The sequence below is a fragment of the Botrimarina hoheduenensis genome, from assembly GCF_007859815.1.
GTDB lineage: Bacteria > Planctomycetota > Planctomycetia > Pirellulales > Lacipirellulaceae > Botrimarina > Botrimarina hoheduenensis.
This window is the reverse complement of sequence record NZ_SJPH01000001.1, coordinates 299,498-317,689: the sequence shown is the minus strand read 5'-3', so window position 1 is coordinate 317,689 and position 18,192 is coordinate 299,498. Positions and strand designations below refer to the sequence as shown.

Below are 18,192 nucleotides of genomic sequence, written 5' to 3'. Positions count from 1 at the left end.
TTGGAGTTGTGAGAGGTATTGTCGATTAACCGGCTAATTCTTGGGTTGTTCGCAAATCAGTAGTTTGTTGCGATTACAATCCTCGTCTATACGCGACTTGCGGGAACTTCAGTTTTCCCCTTTGCGAAGTCTTCGGCTTGCGATTAGCGCCGATCTTTATTGGTTCCGCACGGGCTACCTAACTTAGCCTGACAAGTTCACACAAATGCTTCAGCTCTGAACGAGAGTGAGTCCATGCTAGACCGTTTGACTCTTGTCGTACTTGCAGCGACGCCGGCGACAATTCTTTCGGTGGGAACGGCTTCGGCGGCGTTGTGATCGACCGCTCGGGCGCGTAGCCGTTGCGGACCACCTGCCGGCGGCCCGCAACGTCGGTCACGTCGGCGTGCGAGTCGATCCACTCGGCGACCTCCGCCTCGACCGCCTGGGCAAGCAACTCCCGGGCGCCCGACCGGAGGACTTCGGTCAACAAGTCATGCGGCTCTGGAAACGAGATCGTCGTCGCGGTAGCTTCGCTCATGGCGGTGGGTTCCGGTGAAGGGGTGGAGGTCAGATGCCTCCCTTCTCCACGAACCCGCCGCCCTCTTCAACCTACGCCGTCCACAAGATTCGACGATAACTCACTCGGGACGGTACTGGACGCAATTGGCATACCCGACAGCGCTTTAGATGAAGCCAACCTCGTCGGTGCCGCCCTGGGCGGAACCGACTTTGTCTTCACCGGCGACGAGCCTAAACTCGTCTTCCGTGACCGCTTCGATCCCACTCTGCTGTGGGCCGTAAACGACCCTCCGCTGGGAGTCGTTCACAGCGCAGAGGGTACCACTGCCACCTCAGGAGATTTTGTCTTTGGAAATCCCTTTGCGTCCACCTTCGGTGCGGTCAACCCGACAACGCTTTCTGCTCCTGCTAATCCAATCTTAATCAATGAGTTTGAGCCAAATCCGTCTGGTTCCGACCCTGCTAGCGTGAGCATCGAACTGCGTGGTCCCCCGGGTGGATCATTTACCGGCAGTCTCATTGCAGTTGAAGCCAACCTCGCAACGCCAACCGTCAACAGGTCGAACGCTATCTCTGGAATTTTTGACACGAACGGCCTGCTGGTCGTCACGATTTCTGATTTAGAGAATCCCAGCTTTACGCTTGTGCTGCTTGAGAACGATGTCCCGCCAACGCTCGGGGAAATGTTCGACGTCGCCACCTATCTGCCCACAACCCTGGACGCAATTGGCATACCCGACAGCGCTTTAGATGAAGCCAACCTCGTCGGTGCCGCCCTGGGCGGAACCGACTTTGTCTTCACCGGCGACGAGCCTAAACTCGTCTTTCGCGACGCGCTCGACCCTTCCATCGTGTGGGCCGTCAACGATCCACCTTTTGGTCAATTGATCAATGCTGAAGGCGCGGTTGCGAGCGACGACGATTTCGTCTTCGGCAATCCTCTTGTGCCTACCTTCGGGGCAGTCAATCCGACCTCCGCAACCGATGTCCTTCAGGGGGACTTTAACCTTGATGGGGTCGTCAACGCAGCCGACTACACGGTATGGCGTGATGGACTCGGCACGAAGTTCACACCGAGTGACTATACGCTTTGGGCAGATAACTATGGCATCACAAGCGGGCCGGCATCTGGCACCATCCCCGAACCGGCGGCTGGCATCTTATGGCTTGTCGCGCTCTCCGCTTTCTGGCGTAACTGTCGGCGAGATTGATCCGAAACGGCGGTCTCGTCTTTTATAGCGAGCCTGCCGACGCAAACTGATTCAACCTCGTAACGCTTCACTCGTCATTAGGCTCGGTGCTCGCGTTCTCCTTCGGATCTGTTTCCTGCTCCGCCGCGCATGCCACGCGGAGCTTACCTTCGGTCAGCTCCAGGTGCGTGAAGCGCCACGGGCGGTCTTCTCCTAGCGGCGTTCGCCCCGGGTCGAGCATCGCCAGCGTCCGCGATTCGCTCCCCGCCCAGCGGAGCGGGATCGACTCTTCGACAAACGAACGCCGCAGGTGCTCAGCGACACCAGATGCCGGCACCGGCAGATTGCCGACCCGCGTGTCCGTAAACTCGAGCGCCAACTCACCCCGGTCCGTTACCGTGGGTCGCAGCCCAATCGAGAGGACGCTATCGATCGGGCCGACCGTTGTCTGTGCCGCCATCACGAACCGATCCCCTTCGATCCACACCCGCGGGGCCCGCAGCTTGACCGCGGCCTCGCTCTCTAAGCGGGGCAGCTCCTCGTCCAGCCGCGTAGCAAGCCAGGCGTTGATCGCGCTGAGGGGCAGCTCGATGCCCCATGTCTCGGCCGACTGCGATTCGCTGTAGAACGCCGCCACGCGGCTCTCAAACAGCTGTTTACCCGCTTCGAGCGCAGCGTTATCGGCCGCGGCGAGCGCCTGCCGGTAGGCGGGCGGCCAGGCCTTGGCCGTCTGACGCATGACGTACACGGTCACCGCGGCGACGAGGAGCACGACCAAGGCCGCGGCGGCGAGGATCTTGGTAAAGCGTTTCACGGGCCAGATTGCGGACAAAGGCGAGGCGGGCGAGGGCTCCCGAGGCGCAAGCCGGGGAGTCCGCCGGGGGGGCGAATCATAGGCGTGGGGTGGCCCAGGGTCCAACACCGACGGCCCCTGCCGTTGACCACCGGCGGGCGCTCGCCAGAGAATACGCGGCTCCCGCCCGATCGGGATCGCCCGCCCTCTCTCTACGCCGCCGCGAAGACATGCCCGCCGACAACGCTCCATCCACCAACAAGACGCCTGCCGCTGGCGCGCCCGATCTGACTAATCCGTTGGTCGCGCGGCGCGAGAAGCTAGCGGCCATCGCCGCACTGGGGATCGACCCGTGGGGCCAGCGGATCGACGACCACACGCCGATCGCCGCCGCCCGCGCCCATTCGGGCGCGGTGGTGTATCGCTTTCCGGACGGTGCCGAAGTGGCGTTGCCCAGCTTTCCCGATAAAGGCCCCGCTCCGGAGGGCTTCGACTTTCGCGCCTGGAAAGCCGAACAGAACGCGGCTAATGGCGATCAGAAGGGCGAAGTGACCGGGCCCTCCCTACGCGTATGCGGGCGGGTGGTGCTCAATCGGTCGGCCGGCAAGCTGGTCTTTATCAGCCTTCGCGACATGACGGGCGACCTGCAGCTGATGATCGGCAAACAGCAGGTGGGCGACGCGTGGGCGATTGTCGAGCAGATCGATCTGGGCGACCTGATCGCCTGCGACGGCACGCTGGTACGCACCAACACGGGCGAGCTGACCCTGGCAGCCCAGACGGTTCACTTCTTGGCAAAGAGCCTCGAACCGCCGCCGGAAAAGCACCACGGCCTGGTCGATCCTGAGATGCGGCAGCGCATGCGGTACGTCGACCTGGCGTACAACGAGGGAGTCATGCCCCGCTTTCTGTCGCGGAGCCTGATCGTGCGGAGCATCCGCCAATCGCTCGCCGAGCGGCGTTTCGTTGAGGTCGAAGGACCGACGCTGCACAGCATCGCCGGCGGTGCCGCGGCGCGGCCGTTCACCACACACCACAACGCGCTGGACATCGACCTGTTCCTGCGGATCGCGCTAGAGCTACACCTCAAGCGGCTGCTGGTCGGCGGCATCGAACGCGTGTACGAGATGGGCCGCGTGTATCGCAACGAAGGGATCTCGCCCCGGCACAATCCCGAGTTCACGATGATCGAGCTGTACCAAGCGTACGGCGATTATCGCTCCATGATGGACCTGACCGAGGCGCTCATTATCGAGGCGATCGATCGGCTGCGCGAGGCGGGATACACCCCCGGGGGCGACAAGCCGTACGTGCTGCCGTGGGGCGACGACACGATCGATTTTACGCCGCCGTTCCAACGCCGCACGTACGACGACCTGTTCCGCGAGCACGCGGGCGTCGACCCGACCGATCCGGCCGCGATCGCCGAGAAGGCCAAGGCGATGGGCTTCCCCCTGGTGGACGAGACCGGCGCGCCGCGGCACCCCGACGTGCTCAAGAGCGAGGTCTTTGAGGAGACGGTGGAGGAGGCGCTGCGGGGGCCGATCTTTGTGATCGACTATCCCGCGAGCCTGTGCCCGCTCACCAAGCGCAAACGCGACAACCCCGCCGTCGCCGAGCGGTTTGAGCTGTTCATCAACGGCATGGAACTGGCCAACGCCTACACCGAGCTAAACGATCCGGACCTGCAAGAAGAACTCTTCCGCAGCCAGCTCACCGGCATGAGCGACGAGGAGTCGATGGCCAAGATGGACGAGGACTTCGTCCGCGCTTTGCGGCACGGCATGCCGCCAACGGGGGGGCTGGGTATCGGCATCGATCGGCTGGTGATGCTGCTGACCAACTCGCAGACGATCCGCGACGTGATCCTCTTCCCGCTGCTGCGGCCGGAGAAGTAGGCGGGCGAAGAGCAACATCCGACTCAAATGCTTCAGGGGATGAGGGGATGCTGGCCCCGGGGGATAAGCAAGGCTGGGCTTTAGCTTGAGGCTTCGCGTTGCAGGCGGTTGGCTGGCGGCTTAGACTGTTGACTGTCAGGGGCACTCTGACCTCGGAGGACAGGCACATGTCCTTATCTTCTTTGCGGAATCTCTACCTTCGCGCTATCTGCTTGTTCGCGATTGCGGTTTCGTTGGCACCGACCGCTTGCCCCGCGCTGGTGATCGATGATTTTTCGATCGGCCCGTTCAGCGCCACCTCGTACGGGAGCTGGCTCAATCTTTCGCAGGATTACCTCTACGCCTACTCAAGCGGCGATACGAGCCCGCTCGGTTTCCGCCGAGACATGGGCGTGCGGGGCTTCTTGAGCAACAACCAAGAAGGTCCCGCCGCACACCTGGGGATCACTTTCGATACCAAAGTGCTCGATTTCCAAGTCGAACCACAGGGCTGGGGGTATTTCAACCTCGAGTGGAGTGCCGCCGAAGGCGAGGTCTTCAATCTGCTGCAAAGCGGTCTCGATGAACCGAACGATCGGTTTCGTTTCCGCTTCCTCGGTGCCGAGAATGCGCCGGCCTTCTCCGTGCTGGTGTACACCATGACCGAAGCGGGCGAGCGGCGCTACGCACAATCGTTGCAGCGAAGTTCTGCCCTAAACCCCGTCGACGAAATCCTGGAATTGCCTTACAGCGCCTTCGGCGGGGATGTCGCTTGGGAGTCGGTCACGAGCGTCACGATCTCGGCCGGCCGATTCCGTGGCGAAGCGGGCTTCATGCTCGACTCGATCAGCGTCGAGCCGCCACCCAAGACAGGTGACTATGATCGCGATGGCGACGTGGATCTCGACGATCTCGATCGCTGGATCGACGGCGCTTGGTCGGCCGCGCCCGGCATCGCTCAGCCCTATACCTTCAACGCGACCCGCTTGAGTTTCGATGGCAACGGCGATCGGCTCATCGATCTGGCGGACTACACCGTCTGGCGCGATGCCTACGCCCCCGCTTCCCCGCGGAGCGTTCCCGAGCCAACCGGGCTGGGGCTCGCCGTGGGGATCGGGCTGCTCTTGGCGGGCCCGCGACGGCGGGAATGAACCTTGGGGAGCGGCACGGCGTACGAGGGGGACTCACGCTTTGTTCCTGCATTCCCTGCCGCGTTCTCCTTAAGTAACACGATGATCACCGAATGCTGCCGCTCGGCCGACGCCGGAAAACTGCTGCTCCGTTTGACCGTGGGCGGTCTGATGCTCTTCCACGGCGCGGATAAACTGCACCACGGGGCCGGCGGCATCGAGGGACTGCTGGCCTCGCAGGGATTGCCCGCGGCAATGGCCTACGGCGTTTACGTTGGCGAAGTGATCGCCCCCGCGCTGCTGGTGGTCGGTTTTCTGACCCGCTCGGCCGGGGCGATCATGGCCTTCAACATGCTGGTCGCGGTGCTGCTCGCGCACCGTGGCGATTTGCTGAGCGTCACCGAGCACGGCGGTTGGGCGCTCGAACTGCAAGCGCTGTACCTTTTTGGTGCCGCGGCGATTGCGCTGCTGGGGCCTGGCCGTTGGTCGATCGACGCCGTCCTCGCCAAGCCCCGCGATAGCGTTGCTAGCGAAGGCTGATCTGGTTGCGCGCTGGCATTGTGGGGTACGGTCCCGCTCGCGCGATCGCCCCCCTGGCGAACGCCTCACCGACCGTCCCCCCCGACTACTCGCGCAGCCCGACGCCGCATGTACCAACTTGTCTTGTGCTTGCGCTACCTGCGGACCAGGTGGATCGCACTCGCTTCGATCATCAGCGTCACGCTGGGCGTGGCGACGCTGGTGGTCGTCAATGCCGTCATGGCGGGCTTCCGTCACGAGATGCAAGACCGCATCCACGGCGTGCTCAGCGACTTGGTCTTTGAGAGCCAATCGCTGGACGGGGCCGCAGACCCGGACGCGCACATGGCCAAGATCAGCGAGGCCGCCGGCGGCCTGATCGCCAGCATGAGCCCCACCGCTCAGGTCCCCGCGATGCTGAGCTTCAAAAACGGCTCGCACCATATCACGCGGCAGATCATGCTCATCGGCATCGACGCCAAGAGCTATAGCGAGGTCAGCGATGTGGGTCGCTACCTGCAGCACCCCAACAACCGCGAGTCGCTGGATTTTGCGTTGCGCGAATCCGGCTACGATACGATCGATCACCAGGCAGAAGATCCAAGTAAGGCGAAGCCCCGCACGCGGATGGCGCTGGCGGGATGGGAGCATCGCCGCCGCGTCGCCGAGGTTGCCAGGCGACAAGCCGAGCGGATGGCGATCTTACGAGAGCAATCGATCGGTCCCCAGCCGGCGACCGAGACTGCGAAGAACCCCTTCGCCGCCGCGGCCGGTGAGCCCGAAGGGCAAACCTTCGACGCCGCCGTTGAGCAGCACGATGGGCTGGTGCTGGGCATGTCTCTGGCCGCGTTCCGCGACGCCGAGGGACAAGACCACTTTTGGGTCATGCCGGGAGACGATGTCGAGATCACCTACCCGACGGCCGCGCGGCCCCCCAAGCCGGGCTCGTCGTACTTTACCGTCGTGGATCTCTACGAGAGCAAGATGAGCGACTACGACTCGTCGTTCGCCTTTGTACCGCTCGTCAAACTGCAAAAGCTGCGGGGCATGTACGACCCGCTGACCGGCGTGGGCCGCTTCAACTCAATCCAGATCCGTTGCAAGCCGGGTGTTGACATCGACGAGGTACGTGAGCGCTTGCGGGCGGCGTTCGACCCGCGGCTCTATGCGGTGAGCACCTGGCGCGACAAACAAGGACCGCTGCTGGCAGCCGTCCAGATGGAAACCGCCGTGCTCAACGTGCTGCTGTTCATGATCATCGCCGTGGCGGGCTTCGGCATCCTCGCGATCTTCTACATGATCGTTGTCGAAAAAACCCGCGACATCGGCATCTTGAAGAGCCTGGGAGCGAGCGGCTTGGGCGTGGCGGGGGTGTTTCTCGGTTATGGGTTGACGCTCGGAATCGTTGGCGCCGGTGCCGGCGTCGCGGGCGGGCTGCTCTTTGTCCGCAACATCAATCAGATCGCCGATTTCATCAGTTGGTTGCAGGGGCAAGAGGTCTTTCCGCCCGACGTTTATTTCTTCCAGCGGATCCCGACGATCGTCGATCCCTGGACTCCGGCGCTGGTGGCGCTAGGAGCCCTGATGATCGCCGTATTGGCCAGTGTGGCCCCCGCGATTCGCGCCGGGCGGCTGCATCCGGTCGTTGCGCTACGGAGCGAGTGAGATGCCTCTTACCGAAGTCTTGCCGATGAGCTCACTTGCCACCGCTCCGCTGATCGAAGCGCGTGACGTCCGCAAGACCTACCGTAAAGCAAGCGTTGCGCTGAACGTGCTCCGTGGCGTCGATCTGTGCGTCTACGAGGGAGAGATGATCTCGATCGTGGGGCAATCGGGAAGCGGAAAGAGCACGCTGCTGCATCTGCTCGGCACGCTCGATGCGCCCGACGAAGGCCAGATTCTTTACCGAGGCCAGCGGGTCGATAACGCGCCCCGGTCTGCTCGCGATCGGCTCCGCAACGCCGAACTCGGCATGATCTTCCAGGCTTACCACCTGCTGCCCGAGCTGACCGCGCTGGAAAACGTCCTGGCCCCGGCGATGGTCCGCCACGGGGTGTTCGCCTACTGGTCGCGCCGCCAAGCGCTGCGTGCCCGCGCGACGGAACTGCTCGAGCGGGTCGGTCTGGGATCGCGGATGCTCCACAAACCGCGTGAGCTGTCGGGGGGGGAGATGCAGCGCACGGCGATCGCCCGGGCCCTGATGAACGAGCCCCGGCTGCTCCTCGCGGATGAACCCACCGGCAACCTTGATCGTTCAACCGGCGAAGGGGTCATCGAACTGCTGCGGGGCCTGAACCTGGATGACGGCTTGACGGTCGTGATGGTCACCCACGATGCCGCGATCGCCGCAGCCGCCGATCGCCAAGTAACCCTCGTCGAGGGACGTGTCGAAACGACCGGCACCCCGGACCGACGCCGTCAGGCCTAGCAGCTTGCCGCACAGACACGGGGTTTACAGGGCCTGCCCGGCCCCGCGGACGGCAAGTAAACTGCCCTCTAAACGTTTGCCCCCCTCGCGCCCCCTCTCTCCGCCAACGCCCCTGCTCGTCTGCTATGAGTCTCGTCTCGATCAACGGCAAGCTTGTCCCCAAAGCTGAAGCAACCGTCAGTGTCTTTGACCACGGCCTGCTTTACGGCGACGGCGTATTCGAGGGCATGCGGATCTACAGCGGGAAGGTCTTCCGACTCGAAGAGCACTTGAAGCGGCTTTATGAGTCCGCGCGGGCCATCTGCCTTGCGATTCCGATCGACCCGCCAGAAATGGCCCGACAAACCAACGCCGCGGTCGCCGCCAATAAGCTGACTGAGGGCTACGTGCGGTTGGTCGTCACCCGCGGTGCGGGCACGCTGGGGCTCGATCCCAACCGGTGCTCGAATCCTCAGGTGATTATCATCGCCGACACGATCGCGCTCTATCCGGCCGAGTACTACGAGAACGGCCTCGAGATTATCACCTCGAGTGTCATTCGCAATCATCCGGCGGCGCTCAGCCCGCGGATCAAGTCGCTGAATTATCTCAACAACATTCTGGCCAAGATCGAAGGGCTGCACGCCGGCTGTGTCGAGGCGCTCATGCTCAACCATAAGGGCGAGGTCGCCGAGTGTACGGGCGATAACATCTTCCTGGTCAAAGAGGGAGTGCTGCTTACCCCGCCGCTGGACGCCGGCATCCTGGGGGGTGTGACCCGCCAAGTGGTGCTCGAGATCGCCGCCGAAGTCGGCGTGCCGACTCGCGAGGATGCGCTCACCAAGCACGACGTGTACATCGCGGACGAATGCTTCCTGACCGGCAGCGCCGCAGAGGTGATCCCCGTTGTGAAGGTCGATAGCCGCGTGATCGGCACGGGCGTTCCGGGCCCCATCACCAAGCGGCTCGAAGCCCGCTTCACCGAGGTTGTCCGCGCTTAATTCCCAGAACCCCGTGGGCGTCAGGCCCCGGCGATCACTTGTGGTCCAAGGCCAGCACGTGCCCCGGCTTGCCGCGGAACTGGGCGTTATCGACCTCCTCGAACTCGGCCAGCTGGGCGTTCGCCAGATCGATCTTTGCTCGGTCCTGTTGCGAAAGAATCCACGTCACCAGGTGATCGGCTCGCAGGCTGGGCTCGCCATCGATCTCTCCCGAATAGAGTTCAACCTCGACCGGTACAACGCTCCGGCGTGCCAGCACGCGGTTGACTTCCATCCGCGGGCCGGGCGGGAGGCCCGCTTCGAGCAGCGTGTGCAATTGCGAAAAGGCGTCGAGGAACGATCGCAACTCCTTCATCGCTTCTTCGTTGGCCACGGGCATGGTCACAAGCCGGTATGAGAGCTGATCGCTCACTAGACGAAGCTCGCCGGTGCTGGCGTCGAACGACTCCTCAAACTTTGGATCGCCGACGAACCGCAGGAAAGAATCGTCCTGCAGCGCAGCCCACCGCTGAAGCTTGGTCATCACAACCGCGACACGCTCGCCACCGATCTCGGTGCGCCGCTCGCCGTTGGTGTCTAGCAACACAAACCGGCCCGGCTTGGAGCCCATGCCCCGGCGGAAGATCGTGACGCGATGATCGCGGTCGCGGAAGTCGTAGGCGATCCCGTCGGCAAAGAGCGTCACGCTCTGGCTGACCGGCTCGCTCTCGCCGGCGGCGTAGACGCGGGTTTCGATCCGGAAGTCGGCGGCGCTCGATAACGCGGCCGCAGAAAGCATCAAGAGGAGCGTAAAAAGGGTGCGCATGGCGTCGCCGGCCGTCCTTGTGCGATGGCGGAAGTCCTGAGTTAGCTTCCGAACGGTAGCAGCCCCCCGGCGGGCAACCAACACCGAACCCAAAGGCTGCTGGCGAGAAGTGCTAGCATGCCCGAAGCGGGATGCGATGAGCGGAGTGCGAAGCGAGAGGGTTTGCGAGGTTGCTGTCTGTAGAATTTTCCGCTCGTATTCGATCAGCTCGAAACGATTCGAGCGTCGATCTCAGCGAGACAAGACTTCAGCCCGAACTAATGACAGCCTCAGCCTGCTGTAGGTAGGGACGACAAATCAGACAACGGCTCAGAACAAAGAGAAAACCTTGTCGGACTCTCAACCGAAGTAGTCGGGCTCGTTGCCGGGGCGCCATTTGATGTTGCAGCCGATGCTGGGCAATTGCTTTTCCGGGGCGGGCTGGCCGGCCAGCACGGCGTCGCACGCGGCGCGCAGATCAGCGCCGGTCGGCTGCTGCCCGCTGTCGGGGCGGGTCGAATCGAACTGCCCGCGATAGACCAGTCGTTGATCTGCGTCATAGAGAAAGAAGTCGGGCGTGCACGCGGCCCGGTACGCCTTGGCCACCTGTTGCGTCTCGTCGTAGAGGTACGGAAAGACGTAGCCCCGCGCTTCGGCCTCAGCCACCATCTGCTCGGGCGAGTCGGCCGGATAGCCGCCGACATCGTTCGAGCTGATGCCGACAATCGCGAGGCCCTTGGGCTGGTATTCGGCGGCAAAGGCGGAGAGTGCGTCGGCCAGATGGATCACGAAGGGGCAGTGGTTGCACATAAAGACCACCAACAATCCGGGTGCCCCGGCGAAATCGTCGCGCGAGACGGTCGTCCCATCGACATTCACGAGCGAGAAATCGGGGGCCGGCGTGCCGAGGGGTAACATCGTGCTGGGCGTACGAACCATTAGGGCCTCGCTTGCGTCTTAAGGGTGCTGGCGTCGGCTCGCCGGCCATCGGAAAGCGTCAAATCTCGAATATGGCGGGCGGGGGCTGGTCTCGCAACGGGACGCCCCCGCAGCCAATCCGTCGCCCGAGTGCCGCCCCGTCGGCTCGTTGACGTTTGCGAATGCCCCCCTAAAATCACGCTCAGTCAAGCTTTAGGTCCCCTCGCAGGGCCCAACAGCCGTGGCGTGTCTCTCTGGTTTTGCTTACTCCCCACGAGACGTTCGGGCCGCTGGGCCCGGAACCGCCTCGATTCGTCCCCGTTCAATACAGTTTAGGAGGTGCGTCATGGGCGTGCTCGAAGTCACCGACGCCACATTTGCCGAAGAAGTGCTGCAAAGCGATCAGCCCGTTCTGGTCGACTTTTGGGCTCCCTGGTGCGGCCCCTGCCGCCAGATCGCGCCGCTTGTCGAAGAACTCGCCGGCGACAACGTCGGCTCCGCCAAGATCGCCAAGATCAACACCGACGACGCGCTGGAAACGGCCACCAGCTACGGTGTGAGCAGCATCCCGACGCTGATGGTCTTCAAAAACGGCGAAGTCGTTGATCGCTTTGTCGGCCCGCAGCCGAAGGCTCGCTTGCAAGAGGCGATCGACGCCGCCAAGGTCTGACCAGCGGCCTAGTCATCTTGCTAGCTAGCGCGACAGCTATCTCGATCAGCATTTGACCCCGCGCGGGCAGCGGTGCCGTCATGGTGCCGCTGCCCGCTTGCTTATTGGCCTCAAGCTCGGTGCCCAACCCGGCCGAAGAGTTCCGATAGGGGGGAACCTATCGATTAGTCGGGTTGCGCGCTTCCGAGCAAGCTAGCAACCTCCTCGCGTTGGAGTCGCTTCGGATGACGCCGCCTGAAGAAACCGCTGGCAAGCCCGCCGGTCGCGAACAACGGATCGACCCACCGCACACGGTGCGTCCCACTAGCGCTTCGGCTCTCAAACCCGCCCCCGTCTTATCCGGCCAAGCCGCCGAGGTTGAGCCGCTTTCGCTGTACGAAGCGGAGCCGATCGCAGGCCAGGCCCAGCAACTCGCCGAATGGCTCAAGCAGCAGGAGGCTTCGCTCTCGGCTCGCGTCGAAGCGATCACCAGCCAAGAGGCCGAAGTGGCGGCCAAGCTTAACTCTGCCCGGCAATGGCTCGCGGAGCAACAAGCCGACCTGGAGCGGCGCGAGGCAGCAATCGAGCAGCGCGAAGCGAGTGCTCCTGCTTTCGATGGCTCGCAGGCCCTCCAGCAGATCGCCGAACGACATAAGTCGCTCGACGCTCGTCAGGCGACACTCGACCAAGAAGCCGAACGGATTGCTACCGAGCGGGCCACGCTCGGCGAGCGTGTCGCCCAGCTCGACGCCAGGCAGACAGCGCTCAACCAACGCGACGAAGCCGAGCAGAAGCAGCGTGAAACGGCAGCCGAGCAGGTCCGCGAGATCAAGCGGCTGCGCACGGAACAAGACCTGCGGCACGCCGAACTCGTTCAACTGGAAGAGCGACGCAAGAACCAAGAGGCGACGCTACACGATCGCGAACAGCGCCTCGCGGTCCGCGCTCGTGAGATCGCCACGGCGCTCGAGCGTTTCGAGCGTTTGGGGGTCACCGAAAGCCGCCTCAACGAGCTAGAACAACGCACGGCCGCGGTGGCGGATCGCCAGCGACGGCTCGCCGAATCCGAGCGGGTGCTGCTCGAACAGCGCAACGAGCTCGCGCGCCGACGAACGGAGCTAGAGGCCCGGCAACACGAAGCGCAGGCGGCCCTCGAAGCCGACCGAAAGGCCTTCGAGACGGAGCGTACCGGCTGGCAAGCCGACGCACGGACGATCAACGAAACCGCGGAACGGCGCGACGCCGAACTTGACCGCCGCGAGGAAGCGCTCCGTCAGATGCAGACCGAGATGCAGCAGACACAGCGCGACGTGCTCGAGATGCGACTCGCGACCGAAGAAACTTGGGCCCAGCTCACCGGACTGCTCGCCCCGGCGGCGTTGACCCGCTCGATCGCGAAAGTGCGCGGCGAGCTTGCCGACCATTACGGCCGCACGCTGGATGAGATTTCACAAAGCCGCGGCGACCTGCGTGACGCGGCCGACAAGCTTGCAAGCGAGTTTGCGGAGCTCGACCGCCGTCGCATCTCTCTGGAAGAATGGGCGAATCGCCGCTACGAGGAACTGGGCGGCGTTGCGCAGCGGCTCCAGGACCGCGAACAAGAGCTCGACCGCCAGCAGCGTCAGTTCGAGCGAAGCGAGCTCCACTGGGCCGCGGAGCGTGATGACTACCGTGACCAGATCCGTTGCCTGCTGGGCGAGTTGAGCGATCAGCAAGAGGCCGCGGCACCGCCGCTGCCAAGGCTGCGGGCCGCCGCTTAGCCCTTACGTCCGCAGCTTAGCCCTCCCGCAAGCTGGTGACCGACCCTTCACGATTTCAGCCGGCAGAAAGATCCATCCCCGCTGCTGACCAAGCCGGGCCCAGCGGTGCGAGGACCTCAACCGCTTCGTCACGCATCGGGTGACGAAACGACAAGGAGCGCGCGTGCAGAGCGATCTGCTTGTCGCGCTCGTCCGCACAGTCGGGGCCAAAACCGCTGGTCGCCCCGTACTGAGTGTCGCCAAGAATCGCGTGGCCGCGGCTGGCCGATTGAACGCGAATCTGGTGCGTGCGGCCGGTTTCGAGCGTGATCTCCAGCCAGCTCTGCTGGTCAGTTGCGGCCCGCACGCGGTAGTGCAAGATCGCCTTTTTCCCGCGTGGATCGTCCTCGGGGACCACGATCGCCTGCGCCATGCCGTGCCGCTTGTGTAGCCAATCGATCCAGGTCCCCTCGTCGGGCGTCACGCGCCCTTCAACGAGCGCCCAGTACGTCTTGCCGACCGAGCGTTCCTCGAATTGCTTAGCGAGGCGCTGCGTAGCCCGTAGATGGCGTCCGAAGACTATCGCTCCGGTGACCGGCCGATCAATCCGATGGATGATGCCACAATAGAATTCGCCCTCTAACTGATCGCGCTGGCGGAAGTGCTCGCGCACCCACAGCTCAAGGCTGTCGATACCACGGGGGGCCTGCGTTAAAAGACCAAACGGCTTGTTAACGACCAGCACCGGGCCATCTTCGTAAAGGATATCGAGCGGCAACGGAGCGGGCGGGGGTTGGAGCGGAGCGAGAGGACCCGTGCAAGACTATCCATAGCGTCGCATCACCAGGTCGAGCAGCCAAGGCGCATGCCGGGCGGTTTGGACCAGCCACCATCCGCCGACGCCGATTGTTAGCTCCTTGCGGCGGCGGGCGACCGCGTCGAGCGTCAGCCGCGCCACGCGGCCGGGCGACTCGCCACGACGGGCCGCCCAGGGGAGTTCCGCTTGCTTTTCGATCAGATGGTCGAAGAACGGCGTCGCAACCGTTCCTGGTGAAACATGCAGCACATGAACACCAATCCGGCTGAGCTCGGGGCGGATCGCTTCGCTGAAACCTCGCAGAGCGAACTTGCTCGCGCAGTACTCGGCGTTATGGGGCACGCCCCGCCAGCCGAGGATCGAACCGATATTCACAACGGCCGGATCGCGGCCTTGCTTGAGCAGCGGGGTCGCGGCGTGGATCAGCTCCGCGGCGGCAAACAGATTAACTTCCACGATCTGGCGGAGCCGGTCCACCGAGGACTCGTGAAAGCGCCCGTGAGCGCTCACACCAGCGTTGTTGATGAGCAGGTCGAGGCCCCCCAACCGAGAAACGGCGGCGGCCAGCGTCGCGGCTCGATAGGTGGCGTCGGTCACGTCGCCAACGACGGGAACCGCCAAGGCTCCCTCGTTCTCAACCAGGGCGGCGGTTTGGGCGAGTTCCTCGGCTCGGCGGGCCAGGCAGACCACACTCGCGCCGCGACGTGCTAGCTCCACCGCCAAAGCTCGACCAATCCCGCTCGAAGCGCCCGTGACCAGCGCCCGTTTGCCGGCCAAGTCGCCGCGGAGTCGTCGCGTCACGCGACATCCTCCAACGAGGGATCACGATCGATTGGCCCCTCGCTGAGCGGGGCGGGGCTGGGGGCGGGAGCGGGGTGATGCCCGTGGTCGCGCACACGCGGCCGGACCTCCGCCTCTTCCGGCGCGATCCGCCCCAGGTACTTCTGAGGTGCGCGGCAGTGCACCACCACACGATCCTCGGTGAACGTCCGGCTGAGGATCTCCCCGTGCTTGGCCAAGTAGGCCAGCAAACGCCCGTTGCCGATCGAGGTCTCGACGTCGGCTTCGATAAAGCCCGCGGAGAGGGCATCGCTGACCGCCAAACAGAGCCGATCCAGCCCCGCCCCGGTACGAGCGCTAACACGCACCGAACCCGGATACCGGCGTTCGAGCACCGTGAGCTGAGCGTCGTCCGCGGTGTCTGCCTTGTTGAGAATCAGTAGGGTGTCTTTCTGTTCAATACCGATTTCCGCAAGCACATCGTAGACCGCCCGGATCTGATCGATCGCGGCCGTGCTGCTGGCGTCGGCAACATGCAGCAGCAGGTCGGCCTGCCGGGCCTCTTCGAGCGTCGCTTTGAAGCTGGCGATCAAGCGGTGCGGCAGGTCGCGGATAAAGCCGACGGTGTCGCTGATGAGCACGGGCCCCCAGTCGGGGAGCTGCCAGCGACGCGTGCGGGTGTCGAGCGTCGCAAAGAGCTGGTCCTTGGCGTACACATCGGAGGCCGTCAGCCGATTGAGCAGCGTGCTCTTGCCGGCGTTGGTGTAGCCCACGAGCGAAACGGTCATCCGGTCGCTGCGCGCTGCCACCTCACGTTCTTTGCGGTGGAGGACCTTGTCCAGTTCTCGCTTGAGATCGGAGATGCGCTTCTCGACGAGCCGGCGGTCGGTCTCCAGCTGCTTCTCACCCGGGCCACGCATGCCCACGCCCATCTTGAGCCGCGACAGGTGCGTCCACATCCGCTTGAGCCGCGGCAGAGAGTACTCGAGCTGGGCGAGTTCGACCGCCAGACGCGCCTCATGCGTTTGAGCGCGGGTGCTGAAGATGTCGAGGATCAGCTCCGTACGATCCAGCACCTTCACGCCAACCCCTTCCTCCAGATTGCGGATCTGGGCGGGGGACAGATCGTTGTCGAAGACCACAATGTCGGCTTCGCTGGCCTCGACCAGCTGCTTCAGCTCGCCGAGCTTGCCCTTGCCGATGTAGGTGGTCATGTCCGGGGTTTCGCGCCGCTGATACAGTCGGCCAACCACCTCCGCACCGGCCGACTCCACGAGCCCGGCCAATTCATCCAGGGGCTCTTCGGCCAGGGTCGGATGCTCGGGCAGGTGAACCCCCACCACGACCGCCGTCTCGCTCGCGACACCCTGCTTACGATCAATCTCCATAGGCGCTGATTCGGTTCCTAAGGGGTTCCTCAATAACGTGGCAGGCGAGGCGTCGCCTGCTCAGCAGAACGGGTCTACCAGCGAACACCACCCGGCCTGCAACCTCTAGTATCACTGTTAACAGTATAGGTCGGCGTTGACGGCTGGCTATCCAGAAGCGTCGCTCCCCCCTTCCCTCGGCGGTTGCTGGGGGGTCCGCCAACGCAAACACCCGTCGGAAAAACCTTCCCGACGGGTGTTGTTGTGACGTTCGCAGCCGGCAGAAGGTTCATCTAAAAGATGTACTCGCCACCCACGTGCCAGCCGTGATAGAAGACTTCATCGTCATTCGTCAGGACCGGGGGGGCTGTGCTGTAGGGCCCGGCACCGGTCAAGAAGCCCTCACCAGCCCGCACGACATCGCTGATGTATAGCAGCTCGTACCCCCCCTTAAGCGACAGGCTCGGGGTGAGGTTCACCACGCCCATGAGCTTGGCTTCGGTCAGGAACGCGACTTCCGATCCCTCGAAGCCTAGCACGGACGATGGCGTACCGTCTGAAGCGGCCGTCGCGGCGCTGACCTGAAAGTCGTTGCTCATTAGGCCCAGCTTGAACTCGCCGCCAACGCGGAAGCCTTGCAGCACCGTGATCCAGCCATCGCCACCCGCCTGCACACCCGCCAAGCGGTTGTCGGCCTCGAACACGGCGTTGATTGATTTGGGCGTGCCCGCAACGTTCGGCGGATTGGCGCCCACCGCGGCCCGCGAGTAGAAGCCCAACGACTCCTCCAGGCTCGTGTACCGGAAACCAACCAGCCAGGTGCCGCTCACCCGCGGATTGAAGCCCACCCAGTAGCGGCGGAAGTTCAGTTCGCCGGTGTGCAGCTCTGACTCGTACCGCAGGCGGTGCTCCAGAGCGTTATCGGTTTCTTCAAAGTCACCGCCCAGCGAAGGGTTAGGAGCGTCCGGCCCGGTAATGGCGGTTCCAAAACCGCTGAAGACGGAGAACAAGGTCTGCGTCGCGGGATTCGGATTAGCCGAGCCACCCAGCGCCACGGCTTCCGCATTGGCTCCGTAGAGACCGGTGTAAGAAGCCTCAAACACCGAGAGAGCCCCCACATCGAAGCGGCCGATCAGCCGATATCCGTTGGAGGTGCCGGCATCGAGATCGCCGCCGGTGATGGCGCGCTGATTCGCGACGTCACCCGGTGTGTTGGCGAAACCAAACGTGGAGAAGACGGTCGATCCGCCCAACACATCGTCGTTGAGCGTGTACTGGACGTACTCGGCGGCGAAGTCGAAGTAGTGCGGCCCGCACTGTTCAGTGTTCATCGCCGCACCGGGCCCGAAGGCACCGAGGCTCGCCGGGCCGCCGCCCATTCCGCCACCCATACCGCCGTCCATGGGTCCGCAGGGCATGCCCATGCCGCCACCCATTCCGGATGGCATGCCGCCGCCCATTCCGCCCCCGTGGCCATAACAGCCCGGTCCGCACGGCGCTCCGTACGATGCCGGCATCACAGCCGGGTCGCCGTGCGCGTCGACCATCGGGCCTTCGGTCACATAGGGGCTCATCACACCTTGCGGCGGGAGCCCTTGCGGTTGGGCGTCGGCCTGGCCGAGTCCTAGGCAGGCAAGGGCCGCTAGGGCGGCACCGGTCGTTGCTCTACGCATCGTTATCGCTTCCCCCGAACTGAGCCCGGCCTACGCGAGATTCGCGG

Annotated in this window: 17 protein-coding genes; 9 read left to right on the top strand and 8 right to left on the bottom strand. The window is 63.9% G+C overall.

Annotated features, from left to right (window positions below):
* Window positions 1-178 precede the first annotated feature (178 nt).
* Complete coding sequence (locus tag Pla111_RS01190; protein WP_146570582.1) at window positions 179-520, bottom strand: hypothetical protein; 342 nt, start codon at window positions 518-520, stop codon at window positions 179-181.
* Between Pla111_RS01190 and Pla111_RS01185 the strand changes: the two genes are divergently transcribed.
* Complete coding sequence (locus Pla111_RS01185; RefSeq protein ID WP_146570581.1) at window positions 519-1,712, top strand: hypothetical protein; 1,194 nt, start codon at window positions 519-521, stop codon at window positions 1,710-1,712. The two genes, Pla111_RS01190 and Pla111_RS01185, sit on opposite strands and share 2 nt — an antisense overlap.
* A 67-nt stretch (window positions 1,713-1,779) precedes the next feature.
* On the opposite strand, the gene Pla111_RS01180 is transcribed toward Pla111_RS01185, so the two are convergent.
* Window positions 1,780-2,505, bottom strand: a complete 726-nt coding sequence (locus Pla111_RS01180) for a hypothetical protein (RefSeq protein WP_146570579.1) — start codon at window positions 2,503-2,505, stop codon at window positions 1,780-1,782.
* Between the two features lie 209 nt (window positions 2,506-2,714).
* On the opposite strand from Pla111_RS01180, the gene lysS reads away from it, so the two are divergent.
* The 6 genes from lysS (at window position 2,715) to ilvE (ending at window position 9,418) form a co-directional block, all read left to right on the top strand.
* The gene (gene lysS, locus Pla111_RS01175) at window positions 2,715-4,382 is read left to right on the top strand and encodes a lysine--tRNA ligase (protein ID WP_146570576.1); all 1,668 of its coding nucleotides are present in this window, start codon (window positions 2,715-2,717) and stop codon (window positions 4,380-4,382) included.
* A 167-nt stretch (window positions 4,383-4,549) separates the two neighbouring features.
* Window positions 4,550-5,512 (top strand): hypothetical protein, encoded by a 963-nt coding sequence (locus Pla111_RS01170; protein ID WP_146570574.1) that lies wholly within the window; start codon window positions 4,550-4,552, stop codon window positions 5,510-5,512.
* Between the two features lie 81 nt (window positions 5,513-5,593).
* Window positions 5,594-6,031, top strand: coding sequence for a DoxX family protein (locus tag Pla111_RS01165; RefSeq protein WP_146570572.1), 438 nt, complete (start codon window positions 5,594-5,596; stop codon window positions 6,029-6,031).
* A 108-nt stretch (window positions 6,032-6,139) separates the two neighbouring features.
* Window positions 6,140-7,675: an ABC transporter permease gene (locus Pla111_RS01160; protein ID WP_146570570.1), complete on the top strand. Its 1,536-nt coding sequence runs from the start codon at window positions 6,140-6,142 to the stop codon at window positions 7,673-7,675.
* A 1-nt stretch (window position 7,676) separates the two neighbouring features.
* Window positions 7,677-8,438: an ABC transporter ATP-binding protein gene (locus tag Pla111_RS01155; RefSeq protein ID WP_231930542.1), complete on the top strand. Its 762-nt coding sequence runs from the start codon at window positions 7,677-7,679 to the stop codon at window positions 8,436-8,438.
* A gap of 125 nt (window positions 8,439-8,563) precedes the next feature.
* The gene (gene ilvE / locus Pla111_RS01150; protein WP_146570567.1) at window positions 8,564-9,418 is read left to right on the top strand and encodes a branched-chain-amino-acid transaminase; all 855 of its coding nucleotides are present in this window, start codon (window positions 8,564-8,566) and stop codon (window positions 9,416-9,418) included.
* A 34-nt stretch (window positions 9,419-9,452) separates the two neighbouring features.
* Here the strand turns inward: ilvE and Pla111_RS01145 are convergent, their stop codons facing one another.
* Together Pla111_RS01145 and Pla111_RS01140 are read right to left on the bottom strand one after the other, a co-directional pair.
* Window positions 9,453-10,223 carry a hypothetical protein gene (locus Pla111_RS01145; RefSeq protein WP_197524653.1) on the bottom strand — a complete coding sequence of 257 codons (771 nt, stop codon included), beginning with the start codon at window positions 10,221-10,223 and terminating at the stop codon, window positions 9,453-9,455.
* 339 nt (window positions 10,224-10,562) lie between these two features.
* Window positions 10,563-11,120: a thioredoxin family protein gene (locus Pla111_RS01140; protein WP_231930540.1), complete on the bottom strand. Its 558-nt coding sequence runs from the start codon at window positions 11,118-11,120 to the stop codon at window positions 10,563-10,565.
* A gap of 346 nt (window positions 11,121-11,466) precedes the next feature.
* On the opposite strand from Pla111_RS01140, the gene trxA reads away from it, so the two are divergent.
* Both trxA and Pla111_RS01130 read left to right on the top strand, forming a co-directional pair.
* Window positions 11,467-11,790 carry a thioredoxin gene (trxA, locus tag Pla111_RS01135; protein ID WP_146570562.1) on the top strand — a complete coding sequence of 108 codons (324 nt, stop codon included), beginning with the start codon at window positions 11,467-11,469 and terminating at the stop codon, window positions 11,788-11,790.
* Between the two features lie 224 nt (window positions 11,791-12,014).
* Window positions 12,015-13,529 (top strand): hypothetical protein, encoded by a 1,515-nt coding sequence (locus Pla111_RS01130; protein ID WP_146570560.1) that lies wholly within the window; start codon window positions 12,015-12,017, stop codon window positions 13,527-13,529.
* Window positions 13,530-13,584: 55 nt separating this feature from the next.
* On the opposite strand, the gene Pla111_RS01125 is transcribed toward Pla111_RS01130, so the two are convergent.
* The 4 genes from Pla111_RS01125 to Pla111_RS17075 all read right to left on the bottom strand — a co-directional run bounded on the left by Pla111_RS01125 (window position 13,585) and on the right by Pla111_RS17075 (window position 18,145).
* Window positions 13,585-14,286, bottom strand: a complete 702-nt coding sequence (locus tag Pla111_RS01125) for an RluA family pseudouridine synthase (RefSeq protein ID WP_146570558.1) — start codon at window positions 14,284-14,286, stop codon at window positions 13,585-13,587.
* Between the two features lie 45 nt (window positions 14,287-14,331).
* Window positions 14,332-15,126 carry an SDR family NAD(P)-dependent oxidoreductase gene (locus Pla111_RS01120; RefSeq protein WP_146570556.1) on the bottom strand — a complete coding sequence of 265 codons (795 nt, stop codon included), beginning with the start codon at window positions 15,124-15,126 and terminating at the stop codon, window positions 14,332-14,334.
* On the bottom strand, window positions 15,123-16,493 hold the full coding sequence (gene hflX / locus Pla111_RS01115; protein ID WP_146570554.1) for a GTPase HflX: 1,371 nt from the start codon (window positions 16,491-16,493) through the stop codon (window positions 15,123-15,125). The genes Pla111_RS01120 and hflX overlap by 4 nt, the downstream gene beginning before the upstream one ends.
* Window positions 16,494-16,765: 272 nt before the next feature.
* Window positions 16,766-18,145, bottom strand: coding sequence for a BBP7 family outer membrane beta-barrel protein (locus Pla111_RS17075; protein ID WP_197524652.1), 1,380 nt, complete (start codon window positions 18,143-18,145; stop codon window positions 16,766-16,768).
* Window positions 18,146-18,192: the final 47 nt, after the last annotated feature.